Below are 22,451 nucleotides of genomic sequence, written 5' to 3'. Positions count from 1 at the left end.
TCCCATAAATAAAAAGAGGAGATAGTAGTATGGCCCAAGTGATTAATCTAGGAGGGGTTCAGCCGGTCGATGAAGGAGAAGCGCTGGTTGTTCAGCATCTGGCGAATGCTCTTCCCTCCAATTACTTACTCTATCCCAACATAGAATTGACCGAGCCTGGTCGCCAGCCGTATGAGTATGATGTGATTGTAGTAACTCCTCACGCTGTTTATGTTGTCGAGATCAAACGTTGGCTTGGGCAGATTAGCGGTGGTGATTATACCTGGACGCTGGCTAGTGGCAAAGAGAAAGCCAATCCATTGCGCTTGGCCAATCAAAAGGCGCGGGTTCTGAAAAGTCGGCTGGTACAATTTTCTTCATCTCTTAATAGTGTCTGGGTGGAAGCGTGTGTTGCCATCGCCGATACTCGTACTCGGCTACGGTTGCACGGTGCAGCAGCAGAGCGTGCTTTTCTTTATACTGATGTGGTAACGTTCCTACAAGTTCCGTCTCGGTTAAACACAAGGCGTCCTCTAGTTCCCAACGCCTTGATGTCCTCTCGCAATACTATTCGCGATGGCATTGAACAAGAGGCACGCATTCGAACACAGGCACCGCATCAAATTGGCCACTATACCGTAGTCGAAACCCTGGCGCGTACTGATTTGACTGACGAATATATTGTACAGAACAATTTGCTCCCAAACTCACCAAAACTGCGGATGCGGATGTATACATTTTCGCCATATGTCTCACTGGATCAACGTGCTCAACAATTGTTGCGCATCAGGCGCGATGTTCAGGCCCTGCAATCGATCGGGAACCATCCTAACCTCGTGATGATTAATGATTTTTCTACGGATGATTCGGGACATTTCATTGAACTCACCCAGTGGTCAGAACACGGCACGTTGCGTGACCTACTAGAGCGGGGAGAGCACCTGAGCCTTGAAGAAAAAGTAAGAATCATAATCGGCGTCGCAAAAGGGCTGGCGGCAGCCCATGCCAAAAATGTCGTTCACCGGGACTTACGCCCTGAGAATATCTTGCTCGACACTTACTATACGTCTCGTTTGATGAACTTTGAACACGCTCGGGTGGAGGCACTAGGTCAGGCAACTATCTGGAGCCCGTTGGCGGCCGATGCTGATAGACGCTACCTCGCTCCCGAATTAGATCAGCTCAATCCCCTTGTTTCGTCCGCGAACGATCTCTATGCATTAGGGGCGATCATGTACGAATTACTAAGTGGACATGTTCCTTTTGCAAACCTCGCGGAACGAAATCAAGCTGGCGATAGCACCCCTTTTTTGACAGCGTTTCCGCCAGATCTTCCACCACAACTTGTCGATCTAGCAGCCACTCTCTACCAGGTAGAGCCTGCTGCTCGGCACTATACTTGTAGTGAGGTAGTTGAGTTTCTAGAACAATTACTCCACCCACCAAAGGTTCAGGAAACAGCAGTGGTGGCGCAACAACCTCCAACCTATCCGCTTTATTATTCGGTGGGTTATGAAATTGATGGGAAGTTTAAAGTATTAGCACAGCTTGGATCTGGCGGATTTGGGCAGGTGTATAAAGTCTTCCACGATATGACCAATCGTGTTTGTGCGATGAAGATAATCAATGGCGATTATGTCCTAAAGCATCTTCAAGTAGAGTATGGTATTCTATCTGCTCTGAATCATCCTAATATTGCTAAAGTATACTTCGCTGATCGTATCCATTCAAAGCAGTTTTATCTTTTATTGGAGTTTATTGAAGGGGAACCTTTTACTACATATACAAAGCCCGAGAATCTTCTTCCTCCCCAGAGAGTTGCACTTTTGATAGCACAATTACTTCGTGCTCTTGATTATCTCCACCAGCCGCATCGAGAGCGAGAAGCTGAATTGCTGCATAAAAAAGAAACAGGTGAACTGACCCAGGAAGAATTCGAGGAATTTCAGCAAGTCAGCACGCATTATCTGCATCGCGATATTAAGCCTGGTAACCTGATGCTGGACAGGCATGGCGATCTCAAGCTGATTGATTTCAATATTGCTACGCGTCTCAGCACACTTCCTCAGAACACGCGAGCTGGTACTCCACTCTACATGGCCCCGGATATTGTAACTGAGGGCTGGAACGAAAGTAGTGACTTGTTTGCGGTCGGTGTCGTTTTCTATGAAATGATTACAGGTCACCACCCCTTCCCAAATACACCCCAATTGGATAGTGTACCTGAGCATCCCCTTGCTTATCGTCCCGATCTATCTGATGTATTTGCTTCGTTTCTGTACAAAGCAATACAACCGGTACGTGGACAGCGTTTTTCTTCAGCTCAGGCGATGCTCGCGGAGTTGATTGCTGTTACTGATAATTTGTTGCGGCCTAAGGCAATCACACCTTTCCCATCTGTTGGGGTAAAGACCCCTGAAGCCAGAAGCGACGAGGCACAATTATACGAACCCGATTTTGAACTCGAAGACTGGGAGCGCGATAAGGCGAATTATAATCCCTATGTTACTCGCTTGCTCACGCTCTACAGTCAAGCTCGCCAAAGTAATGCAGGTACACGAGGCCTTGATCCCATTGCCAGAGTTACGTATGTGCCTACTTGGCTGGATGATCGGCTATTGCTTGATATCTTGGCTGGGAAACACCGTTTGGTGATCATTACGGGTAATGCTGGAGATGGTAAAACAGCCTTCATCCAACAGCTAGAGTCTGAGGCTGAGCGGCGGGGTTCTATATTGCAGGCACGCGAGAGCAGCAATGGGAAGCGATTCTCCGTGGCCGGGCTCGATTTCGAGACAAACTATGATGGTTCTCAAGATGAAGGCGGCAAAGCAAATAACCAGGTTCTGGATGAATTCTTTACGCCTTTTACTGGTTCTGATCCCTTTGCTAATAAAGAAACCGCAGCGCGCATTATTGCTATTAATGAAGGGCGGCTACGCGACTTCCTCCATGCTTATCGCCAGCGCTACTCCTACTTGCATAAAGCCGTTCTGGATTTCCTGGATTTCTCGGAGGTCGAAAAAGCCCTCGATCCGGGCCTACTGCTAGTGAATCTGAATTGGCGTTCGGTAGTAGCAGGAAACGAGAAGTCAATTATCAGTCGTCAGGTGAAAAAGCTGGTCGATCCACATTTTTGGGTAGCTTGTCAGACCTGTGAGTATAAAGAGCGTTGTTTCCTGAAAGCCAACGCTGATCGCTTTGCTGATGTGAATGGAGGCGAACAGGTGGTGGAGCGTTTACGCTCCTTGTTTGAGGTGGTGTATCTGCGCCGTCGCCTGCATATCACAATGCGCGACACTCGCTCCGCACTCTCCTATATCTTGCTGCGCGATCATAATTGTGAAGATGTAGCTCGTTTGCTGAAGGAAGATATATCGCCAGCTGACTACTTGAGAAATTTCTACTACAACTCTATCGCCGCTTCAGATGAACCAGCCAGTGAATTGGAGAAAGTTAGTGGGAATGCAACAGAGTTAGCAGGCACAGCAGACCGACTCGTAGGCCTGCTCATGCAGGTTGATCCTGCACATGTTGCTAATCCAGACGATGACCGTGCGCTCTATTTTGCTACCAGTAGTCAATTAGTCTCATCGCCGCTCCTGGGCTTTGGTAATAATGAGTATGAACGTGAGTTGCTGAGCAGAATCCATGCTGAATTACAGAACGAGGAAGATGATCCAATCCGCCGTCATGAGCCAGAAGTATTAAAACGCCGCTTATTCTATCATGCTATGCTGCGCCGCAAGAGCTTCTTTGAGCGGCGGGACGCTAACTGGCGAGCGATGCTGCCCTACCAGTATATTCAAGAATTCCTGAAATTCACCGACGTCGATAAACAACGAGCTGATGGGCAAGAACTCAAATCTAAAATCGTCTTTGCAATCTCCCGTGCTGCCGGCATGCGTGAACGGAGCTATGCGGAGAAAAACGTGGTGCTACGTGCCAGTTCCACCGCGAAGACTTCTTTAAAGAGTTTTCGCCTTTTTCCACTTGAAGCTTTTAACTTGCGCACCCCCACGCTGGGAACGCTGGCCAATTATATCGAGTACACGCCAGATCGGCTCATATTCCAGCACGAGAATAAATCGGTAAGCTTGGCTATTTCGCTCGACCTATTCGAACTTTTGAATCAGATCAGCGATGGATTGGTGCCTTCGCCTGCTGATATTCAAGGGTATTTCCTCAATCTTTCACTCTTTAAGAACGCCTTGGCTCACCTGCCTTACCGAGATGCGTTGCTTACCGAAAACGACCGGGAATTTTATCAAATTGGAGTTGATGACCAGAACATTCTTTACATGCGAGCAGTGGAAAAGAGGAACAACTAACCATGCCCATAAAATTAACCAAAGAAGAACAAGAATTTAGAAAACCGCTTATTGCTCATTTCGATGCCAAGGCGGTGAATCTAGATCGAATGCTGGTAAATCTTTTTATGTTGATCAAATATGGGGGACGGCGTCCAGTGACCACCAGAGCGCGCGGCGAGGTGACGATTGACTCTCTCTACGAGCGCTTAACCAGAGATCCAAACACCCAAAAGGGGTTAAGTGGTTACCCAGAAATTACAAAAAAATGGTTGTCGAGCGATCTGATAGATGTGGTCTCGCGTGGCGAACAAGGGAAGGAGGCCGTTGCCGCCCCCATCCCTTTAAGTCTGGATGCCTATAAACTGCGCAACACCAAATACACTCGTGATTACAATAGTTCAGATCAGGCATATAATATGCTCTATGCTGGTGACCCAGATATCATTAAATGCCTGCGTGAGTGTTTTGGAGAGAGAGAAGCGACTCCGGCCGTTCAACTTGATCTAGATACCCTCGTGATCAAACGGTTGGTTTCAGATAAAGACTTACATGATACACCAAGTTCAGATAACAAAGAACTACTAATACCCCTGCTCTCTCAGGCGCCCGCGCGTTTACTCGCTGATGATGTTCGGCGATTGCTTGCTTATCAAGAAGTAGTGCCTCGCCACGTTATGCTCGACTATCTTAAAACCATCCTAGGTATTCACATGGGGTTGTATATGTTGCGTCTGTTTTCCTTGCTTCCCGGCTGGGTAAAAGTCAAGCGCACAGGTGGCACCTGTGAGCACTGCCTGGGACCTTCCAAAAATGACTTTATGATCCCATGTTTATATAAACCCTTGCTGCTCATAGATATGGGAAATGACTATCAGAGTACCATGGCTACGATGTCACAAGCTAATGCTTTAGAACAGTTCGCACGCATTAATGACTACATTAAAGCTGTCTTCACGGTAAATCAGCTTCTCTATTATTTGAATAACGATTTTTCGCGCCGGGGAGAACCGGCATCTGTACAGGAAGCATTGGCAACCTATCATAATCCACCAGCAGACTTCGAAATCATGTTTAAGCTTCGGCTAAACACATTGTTTCAGGAGTTGGATCACCAGCGGCAAGATGCCGACGACCCTGGCATCAGTTCACGCAAGCAAGCCAAGGAGCAGGCACAGTGGTCGGAAATCGATGCGATTCGGGATATGCAGTTATCTCCTTTTGAGATGTTTATTGAGGTGGTGAGCTATATTCGTACTCCTTTTCACCAAAAGTACCATATAGCATTGTTGGATTCTCTATTGCAGAAAAATGAGGATACTGGTTTAGTACGGCAGGGGCGATCGCGTAAAAATGGACGGCGTTTCCACATTGGGAGCCGATTGCTGGAGGTTTTAGTGCAGATTGCCGTATTGGAGCAAGATGGTCCAAATCACTTTCGATCGCGCCCTATTTTGATCGATGAGTTAGTTCGTTGGCTCTTAGATCGGTATGGGTTTGTGATTAACGGCCTGGATGTACCGGCGCTGGCTGAGCAAGCCGGCGTGCGAGAGCTGGCGGCATATCGGGATAACCTGCGAGCGTTGAAAGATCGCCTGCGCGAAATTGGATTCTATATCGACCTGAGTGATGCCTATAACGCCCAGACTATTCGCCCGCGCTATCGTTTGGAGGGGAAATAAGTGACTACAGATCTTTCTCATAGACCGTTTCAAGACCTGGACCCTACCCTATTCTCCCATCTGCTCACTGAGAAAGCTGCAGAAGAGATTGAGAAGCGCTTAGAGAATAGTGCGCCTGGTAACTGTCTACGCATCTCCGATCTACCCATTGCTGTTATGCGAGAATTGGCCCAGCGGCTCTATCAGAGCAAGGGCGGGAGCACCTATATTTGTTTCCTTATCAAAGATGAGGAAACCAAAGAACATCCCTGGCAGGTTAAGGCGGCGCAACTCATTGCACTGCGTAATACGGAGGACAAGCCTCTACTGGTATTTATTGCACCTGGCCTACATACAAGCGCGGAAGACTCTTTTGACGTTTCGACATTTACGGATCTTAGTTTCACCAATCTTGGTCAGATTTTGCGAAAAGCTGTCCTCGCCCAGTTACCAGCAATTCTTCAGCCGCAAATCACGAAACTACTGGACCGGGTTACCCACTTTGGAGGGCGTCTAACCGATGATCAGATAGTAAAATTTTTACTCACTATAGGGCAAAATGGAGCGACAGTTACAGCTATAGGTTGTTCTCTCTATCAGCTTGATCTTATACCCGATCGTGCTTTATTTGAGTCTGAGGATAGCGACAACGAATATCTAGAGGCGTGTATAAAACGCAATGTACATGCGCGACAAATATTAACCGATTCCAGTACGACACTCTTGACTCGCATCTACCGCCTTAAACTAGAACCCAATTCAATCCAGACAAAACTTTACAGTTTTCTTAAAGAATATACTTTGGAGAAAGTTACACAGTGGGGCAAAGTGATCGCAACTGATCCTGCCCATCAAGATTTATCATTTGACCTCTGGCCTTTCGCAAAATCCGAGCCGGAGTGTCTTTTGTACGTGAATCCGCTGAAGTTACCCGTGCGTCAAAATGGTGAAACTCCGGTCAAACTCTTTCATCCAATCAAAACGAAACATCTTACTGTCTCGTGGGAGACAGAGCCTGAATTCAAAAATATAAACCACCTGGATCATTTTAGGGTTGAAGTGGTTGATAGCGCTGGATCTGTGCTCTTTGAGAGCGGACGCGTGAAAGTCAAAAAAGGTGCATCTAAGAGGATGAGCCATGCTATCAAAGATGTAGCCGATGTGGGTCTGGAAGAAGGACTGTATTTCTTACGTGTTCGTGCTTATACAATGGATGGCGTATTACTGAATAAGGAAGATAGAGAGAATGACCCAGAGGTAAGGCGTAATCCACATGATCCTAGCAGCAAACGGATTAATGAAACAGAAGAGTTTTTGTATATTGATGATAACAGCATAACTATCGATCCCCCCGAAACAGTACGCAACCAGACCGTTACCTCATACCAGGAAGCTTACCTATGTGCACTTGATCGCCTGTTAGGTTCTGTCGGGCGTGGTGAAATGGCCATTAAGATAAAGGGATTGAAGCCAGAGAAGGCATCTTGGGCGCATGTGGGCGGTCGTGGGCATGCGGTAGAAGAAATTTTTAATGTGCGTTTTGGCCCTAATAACAGTTATAGTTTGCCTTTGAGCGGCGTGCTAGCAGATATTGAGCGACGTACACTCACACTCGAAGATCCCCTGGGACGATGGACCCTTGATTTATCGGAGCATAATGGCCCATCGCCCCGCATAAAGGGGCGCCGCACTACTGAACGTGAAAAAATATATATACCACCGGACTTTCAGGAAGCCCGCCGCCGTCTGCTATATGCCATTTCAAGTATGGAGCAGATCGACGCGGAGATTGCCGAGCAAGAACTTTCTACACCTTCGGCAGCTGGCCTGCTCATCGCTACTATAAGTCTGCTTCCTCTAGCTGACGAAATAGAACAGTATTTTGCCAGCTATCGGAATTGGTTGAGCAGGATATCCAAAGATCTTACATCACTGAGTGATATGGATAGACAATCTAGCCTCCAAAGCGAATTGTTGGTTGCCTTGGATATCGATGTAGTGCAGGCGACGATCGAGCATGGTATGAATAGTAAGGTAGCGATACGTCTGCTTGCCCCAACACACCCTTTGCGCCTCTGGTGGCATTTACAACACCAACGGTTGGCTGAAGCATGGCTCGGTAATGCGTTTGAGGCTGACAATCCCAGGAGCCTGTTTTCCTCAGCCGTTATTAATTACTTGCGTCAACTCACTCCACGTTATCTTCCACAACTGTTGTTAGATACGGCTGATCAATTTTATCTTGATAACGGCTCACTCACCCCTTTCTGGCAGCTTTATCTACCAGCAAATATACATGACAGCCGCTCAATCCGTTCACGCTTGGTCTCATCACTTGGCATACAAACGCATATGTCATCAAGCAGCAGCATCCGCGTGGACGAATTGGCAAAAAAACTCAGACACTACCTGGAGCAGCATCCTTATGTCTCTACACTCAAGCTGAACGTTTTTAATCCTGGAGACGCGCATCTAATTGCAGATGCATTGGTGGAGTTGCAGAAAGGGAGACCAGATGCCAAATATCCGACTCAGCATTTAAAGTATCAGATTCAATTGTTCAGTGAAAGCGGTATTTTAGATGATATTGGGGGAGCTTTGGAAGATTTGTTGAGCCCTAATCGGCAAGTATCGGAAACACAAGATGAGTTTACCCTGACGAGCCGGAATTTGCTCTTCCCAAAATTACGTTTTGCCCGCAATCAATTCAGCGATTTCAAAGAAAACCCGGAACGTTTTGCGGCACACATAAGCCTGCTCCTCAACGTTTTTCCTGCAAGTGTCTCACTAGAGAACGCGCTTGAAAAGGGGCGCTCAAGTTATCTCCATGGTCTGATCCAGGAACCTGTCACTTGGTTTAACAATAAACAGGGTAATCTGGCATGGTTGCACCAACTCCGTCCAGGGCAAGCCAGAGAATTGAGTGCCGTTCCGGATGCTTCGCGTCAATTGGCAGATGTACTCACTCAATTTGCGCATTTGCAATCCTTGCTTTGTACAAAGAGCGCCCAAATACCATTGCGCCCAACTGTTTGCCTTACCCTTGACCTGGACGAAAAAAGTTTACTCTATCAAGTTCATACTGCTTCTGATTGGGTATTGATAGTAGATAGCAATCTAGGTCTGGAATATTTTGATAGCGCGCCTGAGCTCGATCGCCCAGTTTTTGTGCTCGACTTCGCTCCAGAATACCTGGAGGCAACAGGAGAACACTTAATGCTTACCACTCAGGCGACTGATGAGGTTGTAAATATCCTTGGCCCAGTCTTGGAACGGTATGGGATCAATGAGGGAGAAAGTCAAGAGTTGCTTTTTTTCCGCTTATTGCGTTCACTGTCAGGCCCGTTGACGCTGAGGTTGCTAGCTGCTCCTAAATTGGCAGATGAAGTTATTAGCTTAGCTCTTGCACGCTTATTTCTGGAGCAGTATGGCTTGTTGGGAAATCGCGTGGTTATTCCACTGGATGCCCATATAAATCTTTTTCATCAAGATCCAGGATTTTCCAGACGGCGTAGCGATTTGCTTATGGTAGAAGTTGAGCCAGAAAAGCGCGTCATGGTCTTTCACCTCTTGGAAGTCAAATCGCGCCGTTATGGGGCTGAGCACGGCTTGGAAAATGAGATCGAAGAGCAACTTACAAATACCCAAAGAGTGTTGCAAGATCGCTTTGATCCTCGGCGGCCTCTTCTGGAGAGAGAAGTGCGAACCAAAGAGTTGATCACACTGCTTGATTTCTATTTGAAACGCGCCCTACGGTATGGACTGATTGAGTCTGAGATAGCAGAACAGATGTCTGACTTTTTTATCTCTTTAGATCAGGGGTATGCTCTACAATTTGTGAGCCGTGGCCTTATCTTCGATTTGAGTTCGGCTTCTTTGAAAGAGACAACGAATGCAAATGTTACCTTTCATTTCATTGGAACAGAATACATTAGCCGGATGGTACAACAAGGACTACGCTCTCTTAATTTCATATCAATGTATGTTGAGCAGGCGGAAAGTATTCCCATACTCTCGAGCCAATCCTTTTCTGCTATGCAACGAGATCCTAGTTTTAACTCTATTCGTAGTGCTCTCACCACAACATCTTTTGGTGCACGAGCATTGAGCCGCGGCAATGGGGCTACTTCTAAAGATGCCCCTACGAACGTACCGGAAACAAAGCACTTAGCCGACCCAAGGATATCAAGGAAAGAGGAGGAGCCGGGCTTGTTGTCCAAGCCATTCGAGCCGTCGGTGGAGGCTTCCGTTGGTGAGTCATTGACTAATTCAATGGCAGAAAAAGCTCTAGCTCTTGATCCAGAACTATCTTCCAGCAGTGCGGCAGCGGTGAACAATGATCCGGCGCCTGCGTCATCTGCTATACTAGAGGGACAAGAGCCCATTATTGATGTGTTAGTTGGCGATACCCGCATGACTCCACAGTATGGTGTGCTAGGTAGTGGTGGTGGTAGGATTATCGGGCTGGACTTGAATGGCGTCAATACGATTAGCCTCTTTGGAGTACAAGGAGCTGGGAAGAGTTACACTATAGGGACTGTTGTTGAGATGGCAACTCAATACTCTCCAGGAGTGAATCGCCTGCCTCATCCTTTAGCAACGGTAATCTTCCATTATCACGAGTCACAGGATTATGCGCCTGAATTTGTTTCTATGGTTCAACCTAATAACCGAGAGGAAGAGCTGCAGCGTTTACGCGTGGAGTTTGGCGCTGAAGCAGCCGCGCTATCAGATGTGCTGATCTTAACTTCTGCTGATAAAGTTGCGGCGCGGCGCAGAGAGTTCCCTGATGTTGAAGTACAACCTATCTCTTTCCGCTCAAACGAACTAACAGTACGCGATTGGTTATTCCTGATGAACGCAGTTGATAATCAATCCGTTTATATTACGCAAATCAACAAAATCATGCGTGAGTACCGAAATAACCTTACCATCGAAAATGTGAGAAAAGGTATATTCACTTCGCGGCTCAACGATGCTCAAAAAGATCTGGCGGAAATGCGCCTGGATTTTGCAGCGGAGTATATCTCTGACACTGCAACTCCATTGGCCGACCATCTCAAAGCCGGACGTTTGATCATCGTAGACTTGCGTGACGAGCTTATCCGTAAAGATCAAGCACTTGGTTTGTTTGTCGTTATGCTTACTATCTTTGCTGGTGTCGGGACACATGATGAGAATCATCTCAATAAACTGATTGTCTTTGACGAAGCTCATAAGTATATGACGGGGAGCGAACTGACCAACCAAGTCGTGAGCGTAATTCGACAAATGCGCCACCAAGGTGTTTCGGTTTTAATCGCTTCTCAAGATCCATTATCTTTACCTGGCACTGTAATTGAACTGTCTTCGATCATTCTACTGCATCGCTTTAATTCACCCAGCTGGCTAAAGCATATCCAGAAATCGGTAGTTGCGTTAAACGAGTTAACTTCTGGACAATTAGCTTTGCTCAAACCCGGTGAGGCATATATTTGGGCAAATAAAGCAACTGAACCACTTTTTAGTCAAAAAGCGGTAAAAATACGATTACGACCTAGAGTGACATTGCACGGAGGAGCTACGAAAACTGCGGGAGATCTTTAAGCTGGCTGCAACACCATAAAACTTCAAACATCTGTTTATTTACAAGAAATGATTGCGGGATAGTGTAAGATCAGAATATCTCGCCGCATCCGTGCAGCAAGCGCTTGTGTCAATCCCGCAAGAGCGTCCCAGGTTGTGCTGACTGCTTGGGGCATCCGTTCTAAAAACCAGAGCTTTTATCAAAAAGAGCGAGAGTCAAAAGCTCTGGAGTCGCATTGTTCTAGTCCTTGCCATGAAATAGCTCAAGCCGCTTCTGGTCTAGCTTCATAGGAATTTTATCTAAACTCCAAAATTCCATCAAAGAGGTATAGCTGTTTCCTGCAACTATACCTCAAAGGAACAGGGGCTACATCTGTGTTTACCACGAAAGGGTATGAACCACCATACGATTGAGATGGAACCAATGACCACGTGTGTGAACGAACGCAACATTTTACTCCCCAGCTTTTTGAGGGTCCGAAAATACCAAAATTTGGTATTCTATTATTTATAGAATTATTATCTCCAAAAAAGCGCTTTCTTGAATTGTGCCTCTCCCTTACACTGGATATGGCCTCTGAAGAAGCCGTATCCAGTGCATTGTCGCGTGTGTTAAGAACGCCTGCGTTGTTCTTGCTGGAGAAGTGCTCTTATTTCTTCTTCGGAAAGACAATCAGCCGGGCGTTCGTTGTCCGGCCATGGCTCTTGTCGAGCATCACCAATGGTTGCTTCGGTGATCAGGCGCCGGGTAAACCCAAAGGGGAAGCGGAAGGTGGGATCATCAATGATCCACAGGTGAAACTGGTTGCTTGTGCCTACTTCCCGTGAGCGAGCGGGAAACAACTCGACGCCTTCGCATTCAGGCCCGACGAGTTCATCCTTAATGCGCATTTTATCTCTATAGGGCAGAAACGTTCCGCGATACAGGCGCCGGAACGAGAGGTGGATCAGATCTGGCCCGCCGTCATGTGCCTTGAGCCGCCGCACGTGAACCTGATAGCGGCTGTTGCGAAAGATATCGCAATCAGGATCATTTGGATCTTTCTCACACGGGACAAACGGCGTCCAGGGGGTGCTCAGAAGGTCCTGGGTATGGCGATGTTTCTTGTGTTTCATCTGTTTCTTTCTCCAGAGCACACGCAAGACGGCGCCTTCAACGAGGCGCCGTCTTGCGTGCTAATGTACCACTGGTACGTTTTTCATACGCCTTCCATGCCCTCTAGAGCGATTGCCTTTTGAGGCTCACCGCTGTCTTGTAGTGGCGGCATAGGTGTGTAGAAGAATCCTTCATAGCTGATAGCAGCACAATTGGCCCAGGAGAGGACAAAGAGTTGCCAGGCCGCCTCAAGCGCGATCGTGTCTTGCCCGGATGGAAACAGAAACCAGATGGCCCTGGGAGGTTTGGGGGCACAGGGGGGAAGCTCTGCCGTGTCCATCCAGGGGGCAATGGTGGTGAGGACCTCCGTCCATGGCGTGAAGATGAGCTGAAGGCAATAGAGGTGCGCCGGCTGCCTCCCCTGATCATGCCGGGCGAACAGGGTCTCATACCCTTGCCAATGCATGCGCAGGGCGTAGCCACGCGCTCCAAAGCAAAGCTGATTGACCAGCGCAATAGCCTCTTGCAGTGAGGGCTCATCTTGTATGACCTGTCGGCTTTGCTCAAACGATACGCTTCCCGATGTGGTCCTGTGCCAGGAGCGCCTGGCAAGACGTGCTTGCAGTGCCTCTTCCTGCCGGGCGCAGGAGGCGAGTGCCTGTTGGAGCATCTCCACCGCGTGGATCAGCCGTGCGGCGTTATGGAGATGGGAGAGGGGGCCAAAGAGCGTGTCCGGGTCGGGATCCGCTTCAGGCTCATGCACCGTTTCCCAGCACGCGTGAAGGACGCAGCGATCAAAGGTGAGCACTTCACCAAGGTACCCTGGATCAGCGCATGTTCCTGTTAAGACCTCATGCAGCAGTTGACCGGTCCATCCACGGGCATGGGCTTCAAGTCGAATTTGCCTGAGGGCCTGTTCGGTGCGATCCATATCCGTACTGCCAAGGATGGCAGAGGCGGCGAGGCGCTGCTGCAAACACGCCTCCACCTCTTCCAAGATCTCTGCTATGGTCTCTTCCGGAAACAGATGAGCCACACCCCATCTGTGTGCCAGGGCAATGGCGCGCTGCCAGGTCGCTCGTTCTTCTGCCCACTCCTCTTCAAATGAGGCATACGGCAGTTTCGGGGGACACTGGGCATGAGCCAGTTCGTGGAGAAGGGTGCGCAGGACCTGCTCTTCTGGCATCTCCGGTGCAGACCAGACCCAGATGTCACGATGCTCAACAGAATAGGCCCCTGCGGCGTGAGGATCAAGCGGCTGGCGAACCACGAAGAGCTCGCTCACCACAATACCCGCGGCTCTGGCACACTCCCACAGGTGGAGGAACGCGTCGGGCGGTGGATCGATCAGGGGATCAGGTGCCTCTGGTGGCAGTGAGGCGCGTAGCTCCTGGAGTTGACGGGTGAATGTGGACGGTGGGTGGTTAGGCACGCCTTGTTCCTCCTCTTCTCGTGTGCATGGCAGGTGTGGTCGTGGAGACTGCAAGCTGTGTACTCAGGCGTTGCATGACGACGAAGAAGCAATCCGCCAGTTCCCTGTCTTCTGGCATCTCGTGCAAGGCACGCCAGAGGTCATTATAGGCGGCCTGCCAGTGCTGCCGTTTGGCATGGAGTAACCCGCGAATGGAGAAGAAACGAGCACAGGTGGGATGGAGCTCAATCGCAGCGTTGAGGTCCTCGATGGCTTCCTGATGGTACTGCAAGAGGGAACACACCCCACCACGTTGGGAGAAGAGTTCGGCGTAGGCTTCCGCCCGTTCCTTCTGTCGTGGCAGGCGTAGGCCAGGCGTGGTGGGGGAGAGGATCTCGGTGAGGACCCGGTAGGCTGTGCGCAGGTGGTTGAGCTGCACGAGCACCTTCGTGTAGTACCAGGTCAACGCTAAGTGGTCATATTCCTGTGGATGAAGCCAGGCCCGTGCCTGTTTCCAGAGTGGAAGCGCATCCGGGTAGCGTTCCTGTTCCGTGGCGAGGACGGCAAGCACCAGACAGGCGAGTCCTTCCAGTTGCCTCGTCGTCGTTCCACCGCGTTGTAGGAGGGCATGCAGATCCTGCCGTGCCTGCTCAGGGGCTCCAAGCAGCGCATAGGCGGTCCCGCGTTGTAAAAGCAGGCGTTTCGTATGCTCTTTGTTCAGGAAGATGCGTGGGTTGGACAGAGGGTGTCTCAGGTGTGCAGACCAGGCGGCCATGTGCTCAGAGAGGTGTGTACGTTCGACGGTCCCCTCCTCGCTCACGGAGGAGAAGATCTCGGTGAGTGGATGGGGTGGATGTAGGATGAGGATCTGGTGCAAAGCGTAGCCGATCTCTGAGGCAAGGGTGGGTGTTGGTGATGAAAACGTAGGCATAGTATCATCATGTCCTTTCTAAGGATGATGTGTTGTGGATGGTAGGGTGCCAGAGGGAGCGTGGTGATGTTCCTCCTCTTCTCCCCTGGCAGGGTGGGTGTACGGGTTAGTGCTCCTCGCCCTCGTGTGCCATGGCGCAGAGCACCGCGTGCAACGCCTGGGCACAGTGGAGGGGACTAGGCGTGGGTGGAAGGGATATCCCACATCGTTCGCAGAGGTCTGAGAGCCGCAACCCGAGTTCGCCAAAGTAGGACCGGGTGTGGGCGCGCAGATCCTCCATCTGGACGCTGAGAGGCGGAAGGTGCAACTGTGTGCTCACCTCTTCAAGCCGCGCCATGTCGTAGTCGCACTGGAAACTGAGCAAGAAGCGACCCTGACAGGCCTGGGCAAGCCGATCCCACACCTCGGGTAAAGAGGGCGCCGACGCCAGTTGGGCGGCGCTCAGGTCATGGGTCTCGCCGCGCGCAAAGGAGATGGGCTCTGTTGGGCGAACCACGAGGTGCTCGATGGGCAGGCCTGCTCGATCAAGGAGGGTTACCGCGATGATTTCAGCGTCATGTGCGAGCCCGGCGGTGGTCAGGTGGAACACGGCCAGATCGGGGCGTGCCAGCATCTCCTGCGCCCAGCGGATCTCCTGTAACGGTGGCAGTGGTGGGAGCGTGTGCAGGGCGTAACGCAAGTGACCAATCTCCTGCTGCATACGGATCTGGATCTGCATGAGCAGGTGCCCGAGCCGTTCGCGTCTCTGTGCTCGCGCTCTGTGAGAGAGGCCTGAGGGCATGAGGCTTGCCTGCTGCTCTTCTGCCAGGAGGGCACGTGCTTGTTCCATGGCCTGCTGGTAATCAAAGCGTGGTGGGTTGGTATGCGTCATAGATAGAGTTCCTTTCAGACAAAGGACGACAGCCTCCCACATGCGTAGTGGGAGGCTGTCGCTACCAGAAAACAATGGGGAGAATGGTGCATGCCGGGAGAGCGTGAGGTATCCTCAGAGGAGAGTAGAGTTCTCCAGAACTCCCGCTCTCTCCGTGCCTCTTCAGGGGTGATTTGTGAGATTGAGTCCCTGAAGAGGTGCTTTGTGTTTAGCGCTGATCCTCACGTCTCTGTTGAAGTAGGTGTTCAACGGAGGACAGGGCCTCGCGTATCTCTTTCAGCTTGTCGGGCAAAATGTAGTAGTAGTTATGCGTTCCCAGACGCTTCACTCCAATCAGCCTGGCAAACAGTAAGAGCCGCAAATGGTGTGAGACGACGGGCTGGCTGCGTGGAATCCGTTCGACCAGTTCACGCACACAGAGGTTGCCGCCTTCCTGGGCCAGCAAGCGGAGCAAACGAAACCGGACGGGGCTGGCGAGGGCCTCAAGCAGGAGCACGAGGCCTGCATCCTCTTCCAATCCTGCCTCTCTCCAATCGGTGTTCTCACTCGGCGCTGAGGCTGTCTCTGCGACGGAAGGCATGAGCGAGAGATGCAGGGAACGTTGTTGCTGCTGTGTATTCATAGGGCGTGTTTATCCTTTCTTCGGTGTGTTGGTTGAAGGAGTGTGAACCTCGTTTCGAGTAAAGGGGCCATCGATGTACTGACAGAGTGGGCAGACCAGGGTCAGGGTGCGCTGTGTTTGCTGATCCACATGGGGTGTGAGCCAGCTTTCGCAATGGGGACAAGAGGGAGACTCCTGCAAGAACCCCAACGCCGTGGAAGGCAGGCTGGCAACCGGTTTCAGTGGCACAATGACCTCAGTCTGCGCCGCGAGCCAGTGGCGGACCGCATCGGCGGTCTGTCCCCGCAGTTCCAGGGTCTGGACGGAAGAGGTTGTGGCATCTCCCATGAGTGGATCTGGCAGTGAGTTATAGCGCAGGAGGAGGGTAGTGTCGCCCTCAATGGCGCTTTCCAGCAGTTCGCAGATGTGTGCGCGCGAGAGCAGGTGGGTGCCGAGCTGGAGAAACGGTCGAGGAGTCGAGGGACGCGCGTGGAGATACCAGTCGAGCAGGACCTCCTGGTCGGCTGGGTCCTGAATCAAAAGTGGTGCCAGGCGTTCGCTTGCGAACACGACCTCGATCCCAGGTGCAAGCAGGCGGGAGCGATGATCGATGAGGGTGACCATGTGTTCGCGATCAAGGATGCGACCACCCAGTGGGAGATACCGGTAGGACTGGTCCTCGTCGTGGGCCTTGTGGTCGGCGTCAAGAGATATATGTGTGTCATGGTGGGTCTCAGGCATAACGGTATGATGTCCTTTCTCTATGTGCGTTGTTGGTGAGACGTTGATCTTGAGAGCGAGGCGCGATGGAGGGCTGCGGCAACGGGGAAGGGAATGGTTAGTCATGGACAGTATCTCTCTTCATGGTCTGTTGTGGGATGTCCTGGCAGGGCGGTGTGTGCGAGGGCAATGGCAGTGGGGTGACCTGAAGGGGGCGCTCCGTGTAAAAGGTGGTCAGTTGGGCCACGCGTCTGGCGAGGGCGCGATGTACTGCGGGTGGGAGGTGTTCCAGTTGCCGCCAATCGGTGAAGGCCGCGAGCCGATGGAGTCGTGGCAGGAGCAGGGGAGGCAGCAGACGCAATGGCGCGGGAGGGAGTGGCATGCTCCAGATAACGTAGCCTGTGCAATACGTACTCACTTGACAGTGGCGCGTTCTCACCCCACCTTCTATCCTGATCAGGAATTGATCGGTATAGCGCCAGGTGCGAAAGCCACAGGGGATGAGAGCCTTGGGACGTGCCGGTGGCGCAGGTGGGATATGGGCAAAATCGAGATGGTGGCGTCGCCACGCTTGCTGCCACCATTCGACGAGGTGCTGTTCTATCTCGTCATTGAACGGAGTCAGGACCGTGTCGCGGTAGGGTAGAAAGATGCGCGTGGGTTGAGGGAGCGGACCAAAGGGCTGGAAGAGCCGCTTGATCATGTCAAAGCCCTCGATACGTGCAAGGACCTGCCAGGGAAAGACGTGTCGGTACCCGTGTTCCTGGTCAGTCACGTTGGATGGGTCGCTGGTAAACTCCACGAACCAATCCCGGGCCGTCGTTTTGTAGAGGCCGGTGAAGGCCTCTATTTCTTTCAGCAGAAAGCGGTAGCGTGTATCTTCTCGACGCATAGGAAATGCTCCTTTCATAAAAGACATGAAAAAACTGGCTCACCTGCCTGTCAGTGCAGGCAGATGAGCCAGTACGTACGAAGAAAGAATCTATATGCACAGGAACAGCAGTGTTCCTGAGTGATGGTGCCTACTTAGCGCAGGTAGGAGGTCAGGACCACGTCTCGACGGTTATGGCCCAGCGCGCGTGACACGATCAGGACGGCTTCCTCATCAAGAATGCCACGGGGTAGTCGCCCTGTGACGGGGGCAGAGGACGACCAGAAAGGGATTGATAGAGTGCCTGGGCATATTGTCGACGATAGGCATGGATATCGAGGTGCTTGGGGAGGCGCGGAAAGACCTTCTCCTCGCCCCGCCGTCCCTCGACCAGGCGGAGCACGGTTGTCTCTTGCCCTGGAAGGACAGGAACCTGGCGTATTTTGCCCCCTTTACCGTGGACGTGGGCAAGCACCACGTGTCCATCTGGCTGTCTCTCGATTTGGCCAACCCGTAGCGCTCGCGCTTCATGTCGCCGTAAGCCGGTTGCGCCAAGAAAGGCAAGGAGATCCTGCCAGTCTTCAGCGGACATGTGGCGAGGCCGTTTCTGATGCAAAAAAGGGGTACGGGAGCGACGAATGACCTCTCGGCGACGTGCCGGTAATGCCACCTCGCTGGCAAGAGTAGGAGAGCCAAAGAAGAGGCGCAAGGCGCTGCGCGTGGTTGCCAGGGTCCAGGGGCTGTAGTCCTCCTGCACATGCAGGTGCAAGTAGGCAGAGACGAGCGTATCCGCACGTTGGTCGATCTCGTGCAGGCGTTTGGTCCCATGCGTTGCGCGGCACCAGCACAAAAAGCGCATCACGATGTTCTGGTACGTTGTCCGTGTGGTATAGGCGTGAATCTTCCCATCAGAAAACGGCCAGTGATAGGTTCCCAGGACGCGAGCCTGGGCTTTGGCGTGCGCGCGGCTCTGTCCCAGCGCCATCAAACTGTCCAGCCTCTGTTGTGCTTCATAAAGGAGTCCTGGTCGTTTTCCCATTGCAGGCACACTCTTCTGTGTGTGAAATGACGTGGTTTTACAAGGTCTTTCGTTGCGTTCAGTAATTGCGAAGCCGTCTGCCTACAGAGGCAATCCTCTGCAGAACAGGGAGAAGACGGTGAAGAGGTGCTCCGTGCTCTCTTTGGTGCCCTGTGTTGTGCTGGCGCCTGTCTCCCAGAGAAGATGGGAACCATGCACCAGTCGACACAGAATACGTGTTGTCTTCTCGTGAGGTGCAGACAGAGAGCCAGGCTCAATCTGTTGCACGTGCAGTGCCAGCAGAGCAGGAAGGATGGAGCGACTCAACATCCACCCTTGCCCTGCCTTCTTATGCACTGCGGTTCTCATGAATGAGAACACGTGTTCTACTGTAATACGGGTGAGTAGAGGTTGTGGTTACATGTTTTCCTCGCTTTCTCAAAAAGCGGTCTTTCTCCTGGAAAAAGAGTATACACACCTCACTCCGTTTTTGTGGCAGGAGGCTTCGAGAGGGGTGGTTGCCGCCGCAGTAATTCCTCGCGCACGATAGTGACCTCGGGGGAGCGGTGATCCCGAGTTTTGCTCGTCCTTCATCCACCTCAAGGACTTCAATGAGAATGTTCCCAGAGAGGATAATGCGCTCCCCTTTCTTGCGTCGTATGACTAGCATGATGGTTCCCTTCTTTCTTTTGTGATGGACTCGAACGGCATTGGCGGATTCGTAGGTGATGTATCCTGTTCTGGCGGTACCGTGTTCTCTTCGTAGGCACTGGCAACCGCTTTTTTGATCACTTGCCGTTTGCGCAGCGCGGGGCGAAGCAGCGGGACCCACTTGGGGTCGGGATGTTTGACGGTGACCTCTCCCTCTCGCCGGGTGCCATCTTTGCGCGTTGGATAGCTACGAGTAAAGGTGTCGATGATTCGCTGCTCATAGAGCAGATCTTCTGGTTTGGCCTGGGCCAGCCAGTTCTGGCGTTTGTTCGTGCTTGTAGGTTCTGGGGCTTCGGCAGTAGCAGGGCGAGAAGCCGTCTCTGAGAGGTCGTAGGTGACGGTAGTATATGTGCGCGAATGCGTGACCCACTTCTCTTTGGGCTTCCCTTTGCCATGTTTACGCGGGACGGATGCTTTGGTCTGGTAGGAGACAACACGATCGGGAAACGCCGGGGCCTGAGGGGAGCGTGCATAGCGTTTGTGGAGCATCCCAGCTGCGATGGCAAGCCAGCGTGTCCAGGGAAACACCTGGCTCATATGCTGATCGTGTGGCAGGACCCAACACGCGTACTGCGTGTCGTAGGACAGGCGCAAGAGCACCGACGCATTCTCGCCGATGATATCAATGTTCCAGCGCGCGGCTTCTCGCCCAAGGATCTGATGCGCCTGAAGCCAGGCGTCCAGATGCGTGCTCGGGTCAATGAGTCTATTGAGCTCTCGTGCCGGGTAGCGCGGGTAGAGAAACACGGCTCGCACGCGACCAAGGGGATCGGGCTGCGGCTCGTCAAACTCGATCCAGTACCGTTGATCCGTCTTGAAGAGGTCGGTGACCAGCGTGTTAAAGTGAGCCAGCTGGTCATCAAGTGTTGTCCATCCCTTGCGCACCCAGAAATCCTCAATGGTTTGGAGGAGGTCCTGGTACATCTGTCTGGCTGAGGCTGTCCAGAGCCAGAGGTGTGCATGGTCCAGCATCTGGCAGAAGATGCTGACATAAAAGGGGTCAGCCTGGACCGGGGGAACGTCTGACGTGATCCGCTCCCCAGCGAACATCATTTTGAAGACCTCGACGAAAGGCTTCCCCTCAGCGAGGATGGTCTCAATGGTGGCAATCCAGGCCTGATTGCGTCGGTCTCTCTCCTCCTGAGAGAGGGTGGCGTCGGGCGTCTCATGAAAGGCGACCGGGCGGTACTGATGGGAAACGTGAGTTCTGCCAAACTGTGTGTCCCTGGCGATTTCATGCTCTTTGCTCAGACGTGCGCGAACAAGCGCGTCCAGCTGTGTCTCTTCAAGGGTCAGAAAGGGCTCATAAGGCGTGAGTGGGGCTTCAAGGCGCTTCTGTTCCTGCTCAGGAGGGGCGATGGCGCCTAAGCAAAAGACGATGATGTAGTAGTTGCCACCCGCCATATAGGTGTTGACGGTCAATGTCAGGTCGATGGTTGCGACAATCTTTTCAAGTGTGGCGAAGAGCGCTTGTTGTACGCTCCGACTGGGAACCTGAACCGCGCGATACCAATTAGGAAGAAGCAAATCCGTCATCGGGATTCCTTTCCAAAAAACACGCTCCCACCAGGAGCAGCACGCGTCCAATGCTGCATGACGCGTATGCGCGCTTCTGGTGAGAGTGAAGGACGAATCGGAAGAAGATGGAGAGCGGGAAAGGGACTGGAGGGGGAGGCGAACGGGCTGTAGGGGCGGCCGAAGAGCCTGGACAAAAAGTCTCGGTCATGCGAGAGGCTCATCCCATTGTGCTGCCTCAAAGACTCTGGGCAAGAGGCGTTGCCAGAGGGTATAGAGATGAAAGATGGAGGTTGGCTCTGCCTGTGGCAGGAGTGCCGCGTGGAGCAAGACCAGGGGCTGGTGTGTAAAAAGGGCGTTGCTCAATGTCTCAGGTGGTTGCCAGAGAAATCCCTGCCAGCTCATCCCTGGCAGAGGCTCGATCAGGTAGGCAAGGCGTGCCAGGTGAGCAGCGCCAAGTGGCTCACATTCGTCGGCTCGTGGAGGAGGAAGGGTCCGTTCTCCCCAGCGCAGTTGCCAGGCGACGGCATCGAGTTCCCCAGGCAGGTCCCTTTGCCAGGTCAGCATGGCGTCCCCCATCTGTGCAAGCGACCACGCACTCTCTCGCGGCGTTTGCTCCGCCATGGCAAAGAGAAAGGCTTGAGGAAGTGCGTCTCGTGCAGAAGCGCGTCTCTCGGTCGTGGAGACGAGACCCAGGTTGGTGGGGAGAGGCCTCGAAGAGGTGCTTGTCGCATCAGGCAGGGTATGCCAGAGGATCTGTGTCCCTAACCGACCGGGGTAGGTATCAATGACGCAGACGGCTCCCAGGCAGTCCGGGCAGATGCGCATAGGTAACTCGTGAAAGGTGCCGTCCTGGCGCATCGGGGCGTGTAACTGGTGTCCAATGTAGGCTGCTTGCTCGGGAGAGAGCCGAAGCACAAAGAGGCGGTGGTCAGCTTGCCACCAGGGCGTAGCGCAGCGAGGGCACCACCAGAGGACTTGCCGTCCGCCATAGATGGTCTCAGGGAAGAGCTGGGAGAACTCCCTGGAGAGAAGCACCTGTTGCTGAACACGACCATCGTCATATTGGGGTGGAACAGCATTGAAAACCGCATCAAGGGATGGTATGCTAAACATGTGTAATAGCCTTTCTTTTCCGCGTGAGAAGAGAGGGAATGAGAACGCCCGGCGTATTCGTAGTACGCCGGGCGT

General features: G+C 52.0%; 15 protein-coding genes. 3 read left to right on the top strand and 12 right to left on the bottom strand.

The annotated features are described in order from the left end of the window. The first annotated feature begins 29 nt into the window (after window positions 1-29). Genes mads6 through JMJ04_RS21955 form a run of 3 tightly spaced genes read left to right on the top strand, consistent with a single transcriptional unit; the run spans window position 30 to window position 11,536 of the window. Window positions 30-4,310 (top strand): methylation-associated defense system protein kinase MAD6, encoded by a 4,281-nt coding sequence (gene mads6 / locus JMJ04_RS21965; protein WP_201372620.1) that lies wholly within the window; start codon window positions 30-32, stop codon window positions 4,308-4,310. Window positions 4,311-4,312: 2 nt separating this feature from the next. Then, entirely contained in the window at window positions 4,313-5,971 is a 1,659-nt protein-coding gene (gene mads7 / locus JMJ04_RS21960; RefSeq protein ID WP_201372619.1) for a methylation-associated defense system protein MAD7, read from the top strand. Beyond that, window positions 5,972-11,536, top strand: a complete 5,565-nt coding sequence (locus tag JMJ04_RS21955) for an ATP-binding protein (protein WP_201372618.1) — start codon at window positions 5,972-5,974, stop codon at window positions 11,534-11,536. It abuts the gene before it with no gap. 591 nt (window positions 11,537-12,127) lie between these two features. On the opposite strand, the gene JMJ04_RS21950 is transcribed toward JMJ04_RS21955, so the two are convergent. From JMJ04_RS21950 to JMJ04_RS21895, 12 genes are all read right to left on the bottom strand, one after another. Continuing rightward, window positions 12,128-12,631 (bottom strand): DUF7694 domain-containing protein, encoded by a 504-nt coding sequence (locus JMJ04_RS21950; protein ID WP_201372617.1) that lies wholly within the window; start codon window positions 12,629-12,631, stop codon window positions 12,128-12,130. Window positions 12,632-12,714: 83 nt separating this feature from the next. After that, window positions 12,715-14,043: a hypothetical protein gene (locus JMJ04_RS21945; RefSeq protein ID WP_201372616.1), complete on the bottom strand. Its 1,329-nt coding sequence runs from the start codon at window positions 14,041-14,043 to the stop codon at window positions 12,715-12,717. Continuing rightward, the gene (locus JMJ04_RS21940) at window positions 14,036-14,953 is read right to left on the bottom strand and encodes a tetratricopeptide repeat protein (protein ID WP_201372615.1); all 918 of its coding nucleotides are present in this window, start codon (window positions 14,951-14,953) and stop codon (window positions 14,036-14,038) included. Before JMJ04_RS21940 ends, JMJ04_RS21945 begins: the two co-directional genes overlap by 8 nt. 106 nt (window positions 14,954-15,059) lie before the next feature. Beyond that, window positions 15,060-15,824, bottom strand: a complete 765-nt coding sequence (locus JMJ04_RS21935) for a 3'-5' exonuclease (RefSeq protein ID WP_201372614.1) — start codon at window positions 15,822-15,824, stop codon at window positions 15,060-15,062. A 208-nt stretch (window positions 15,825-16,032) separates the two neighbouring features. Then, complete coding sequence (locus tag JMJ04_RS21930; RefSeq protein ID WP_201372613.1) at window positions 16,033-16,446, bottom strand: ArsR/SmtB family transcription factor; 414 nt, start codon at window positions 16,444-16,446, stop codon at window positions 16,033-16,035. Window positions 16,447-16,455: 9 nt separating this feature from the next. Continuing rightward, complete coding sequence (locus JMJ04_RS21925; protein WP_201374459.1) at window positions 16,456-17,166, bottom strand: hypothetical protein; 711 nt, start codon at window positions 17,164-17,166, stop codon at window positions 16,456-16,458. Between the two features lie 97 nt (window positions 17,167-17,263). Beyond that, a complete protein-coding gene (locus tag JMJ04_RS21920) occupies window positions 17,264-18,037 on the bottom strand; it encodes a hypothetical protein (RefSeq protein ID WP_201372612.1) in 774 nt (257 codons plus the stop codon). Between the two features lie 196 nt (window positions 18,038-18,233). Then, window positions 18,234-19,055 carry an integrase gene (locus JMJ04_RS21915; RefSeq protein ID WP_236038276.1) on the bottom strand — a complete coding sequence of 274 codons (822 nt, stop codon included), beginning with the start codon at window positions 19,053-19,055 and terminating at the stop codon, window positions 18,234-18,236. A gap of 81 nt (window positions 19,056-19,136) precedes the next feature. After that, window positions 19,137-19,391, bottom strand: a complete 255-nt coding sequence (locus tag JMJ04_RS21910; protein WP_236038275.1) for a hypothetical protein — start codon at window positions 19,389-19,391, stop codon at window positions 19,137-19,139. Beyond that, complete coding sequence (locus JMJ04_RS46665; protein ID WP_236038273.1) at window positions 19,384-19,704, bottom strand: carbon storage regulator; 321 nt, start codon at window positions 19,702-19,704, stop codon at window positions 19,384-19,386. The genes JMJ04_RS21910 and JMJ04_RS46665 overlap by 8 nt, the downstream gene beginning before the upstream one ends. Beyond that, the gene (locus JMJ04_RS21900; protein ID WP_201372611.1) at window positions 19,698-21,281 is read right to left on the bottom strand and encodes a hypothetical protein; all 1,584 of its coding nucleotides are present in this window, start codon (window positions 21,279-21,281) and stop codon (window positions 19,698-19,700) included. Before JMJ04_RS21900 ends, JMJ04_RS46665 begins: the two co-directional genes overlap by 7 nt. 186 nt (window positions 21,282-21,467) lie before the next feature. Then, window positions 21,468-22,376 (bottom strand): hypothetical protein, encoded by a 909-nt coding sequence (locus JMJ04_RS21895; RefSeq protein WP_201372610.1) that lies wholly within the window; start codon window positions 22,374-22,376, stop codon window positions 21,468-21,470. Window positions 22,377-22,451 lie beyond the last annotated feature (75 nt).

It is taken from the genome of Ktedonobacter robiniae (assembly GCF_016587375.1).
Lineage (GTDB): Bacteria > Chloroflexota > Ktedonobacteria > Ktedonobacterales > Ktedonobacteraceae > Ktedonobacter > Ktedonobacter robiniae.
The sequence above is the reverse complement of the archived record's forward strand: the minus strand, read 5'-3'. Positions and strand labels throughout refer to the sequence as shown.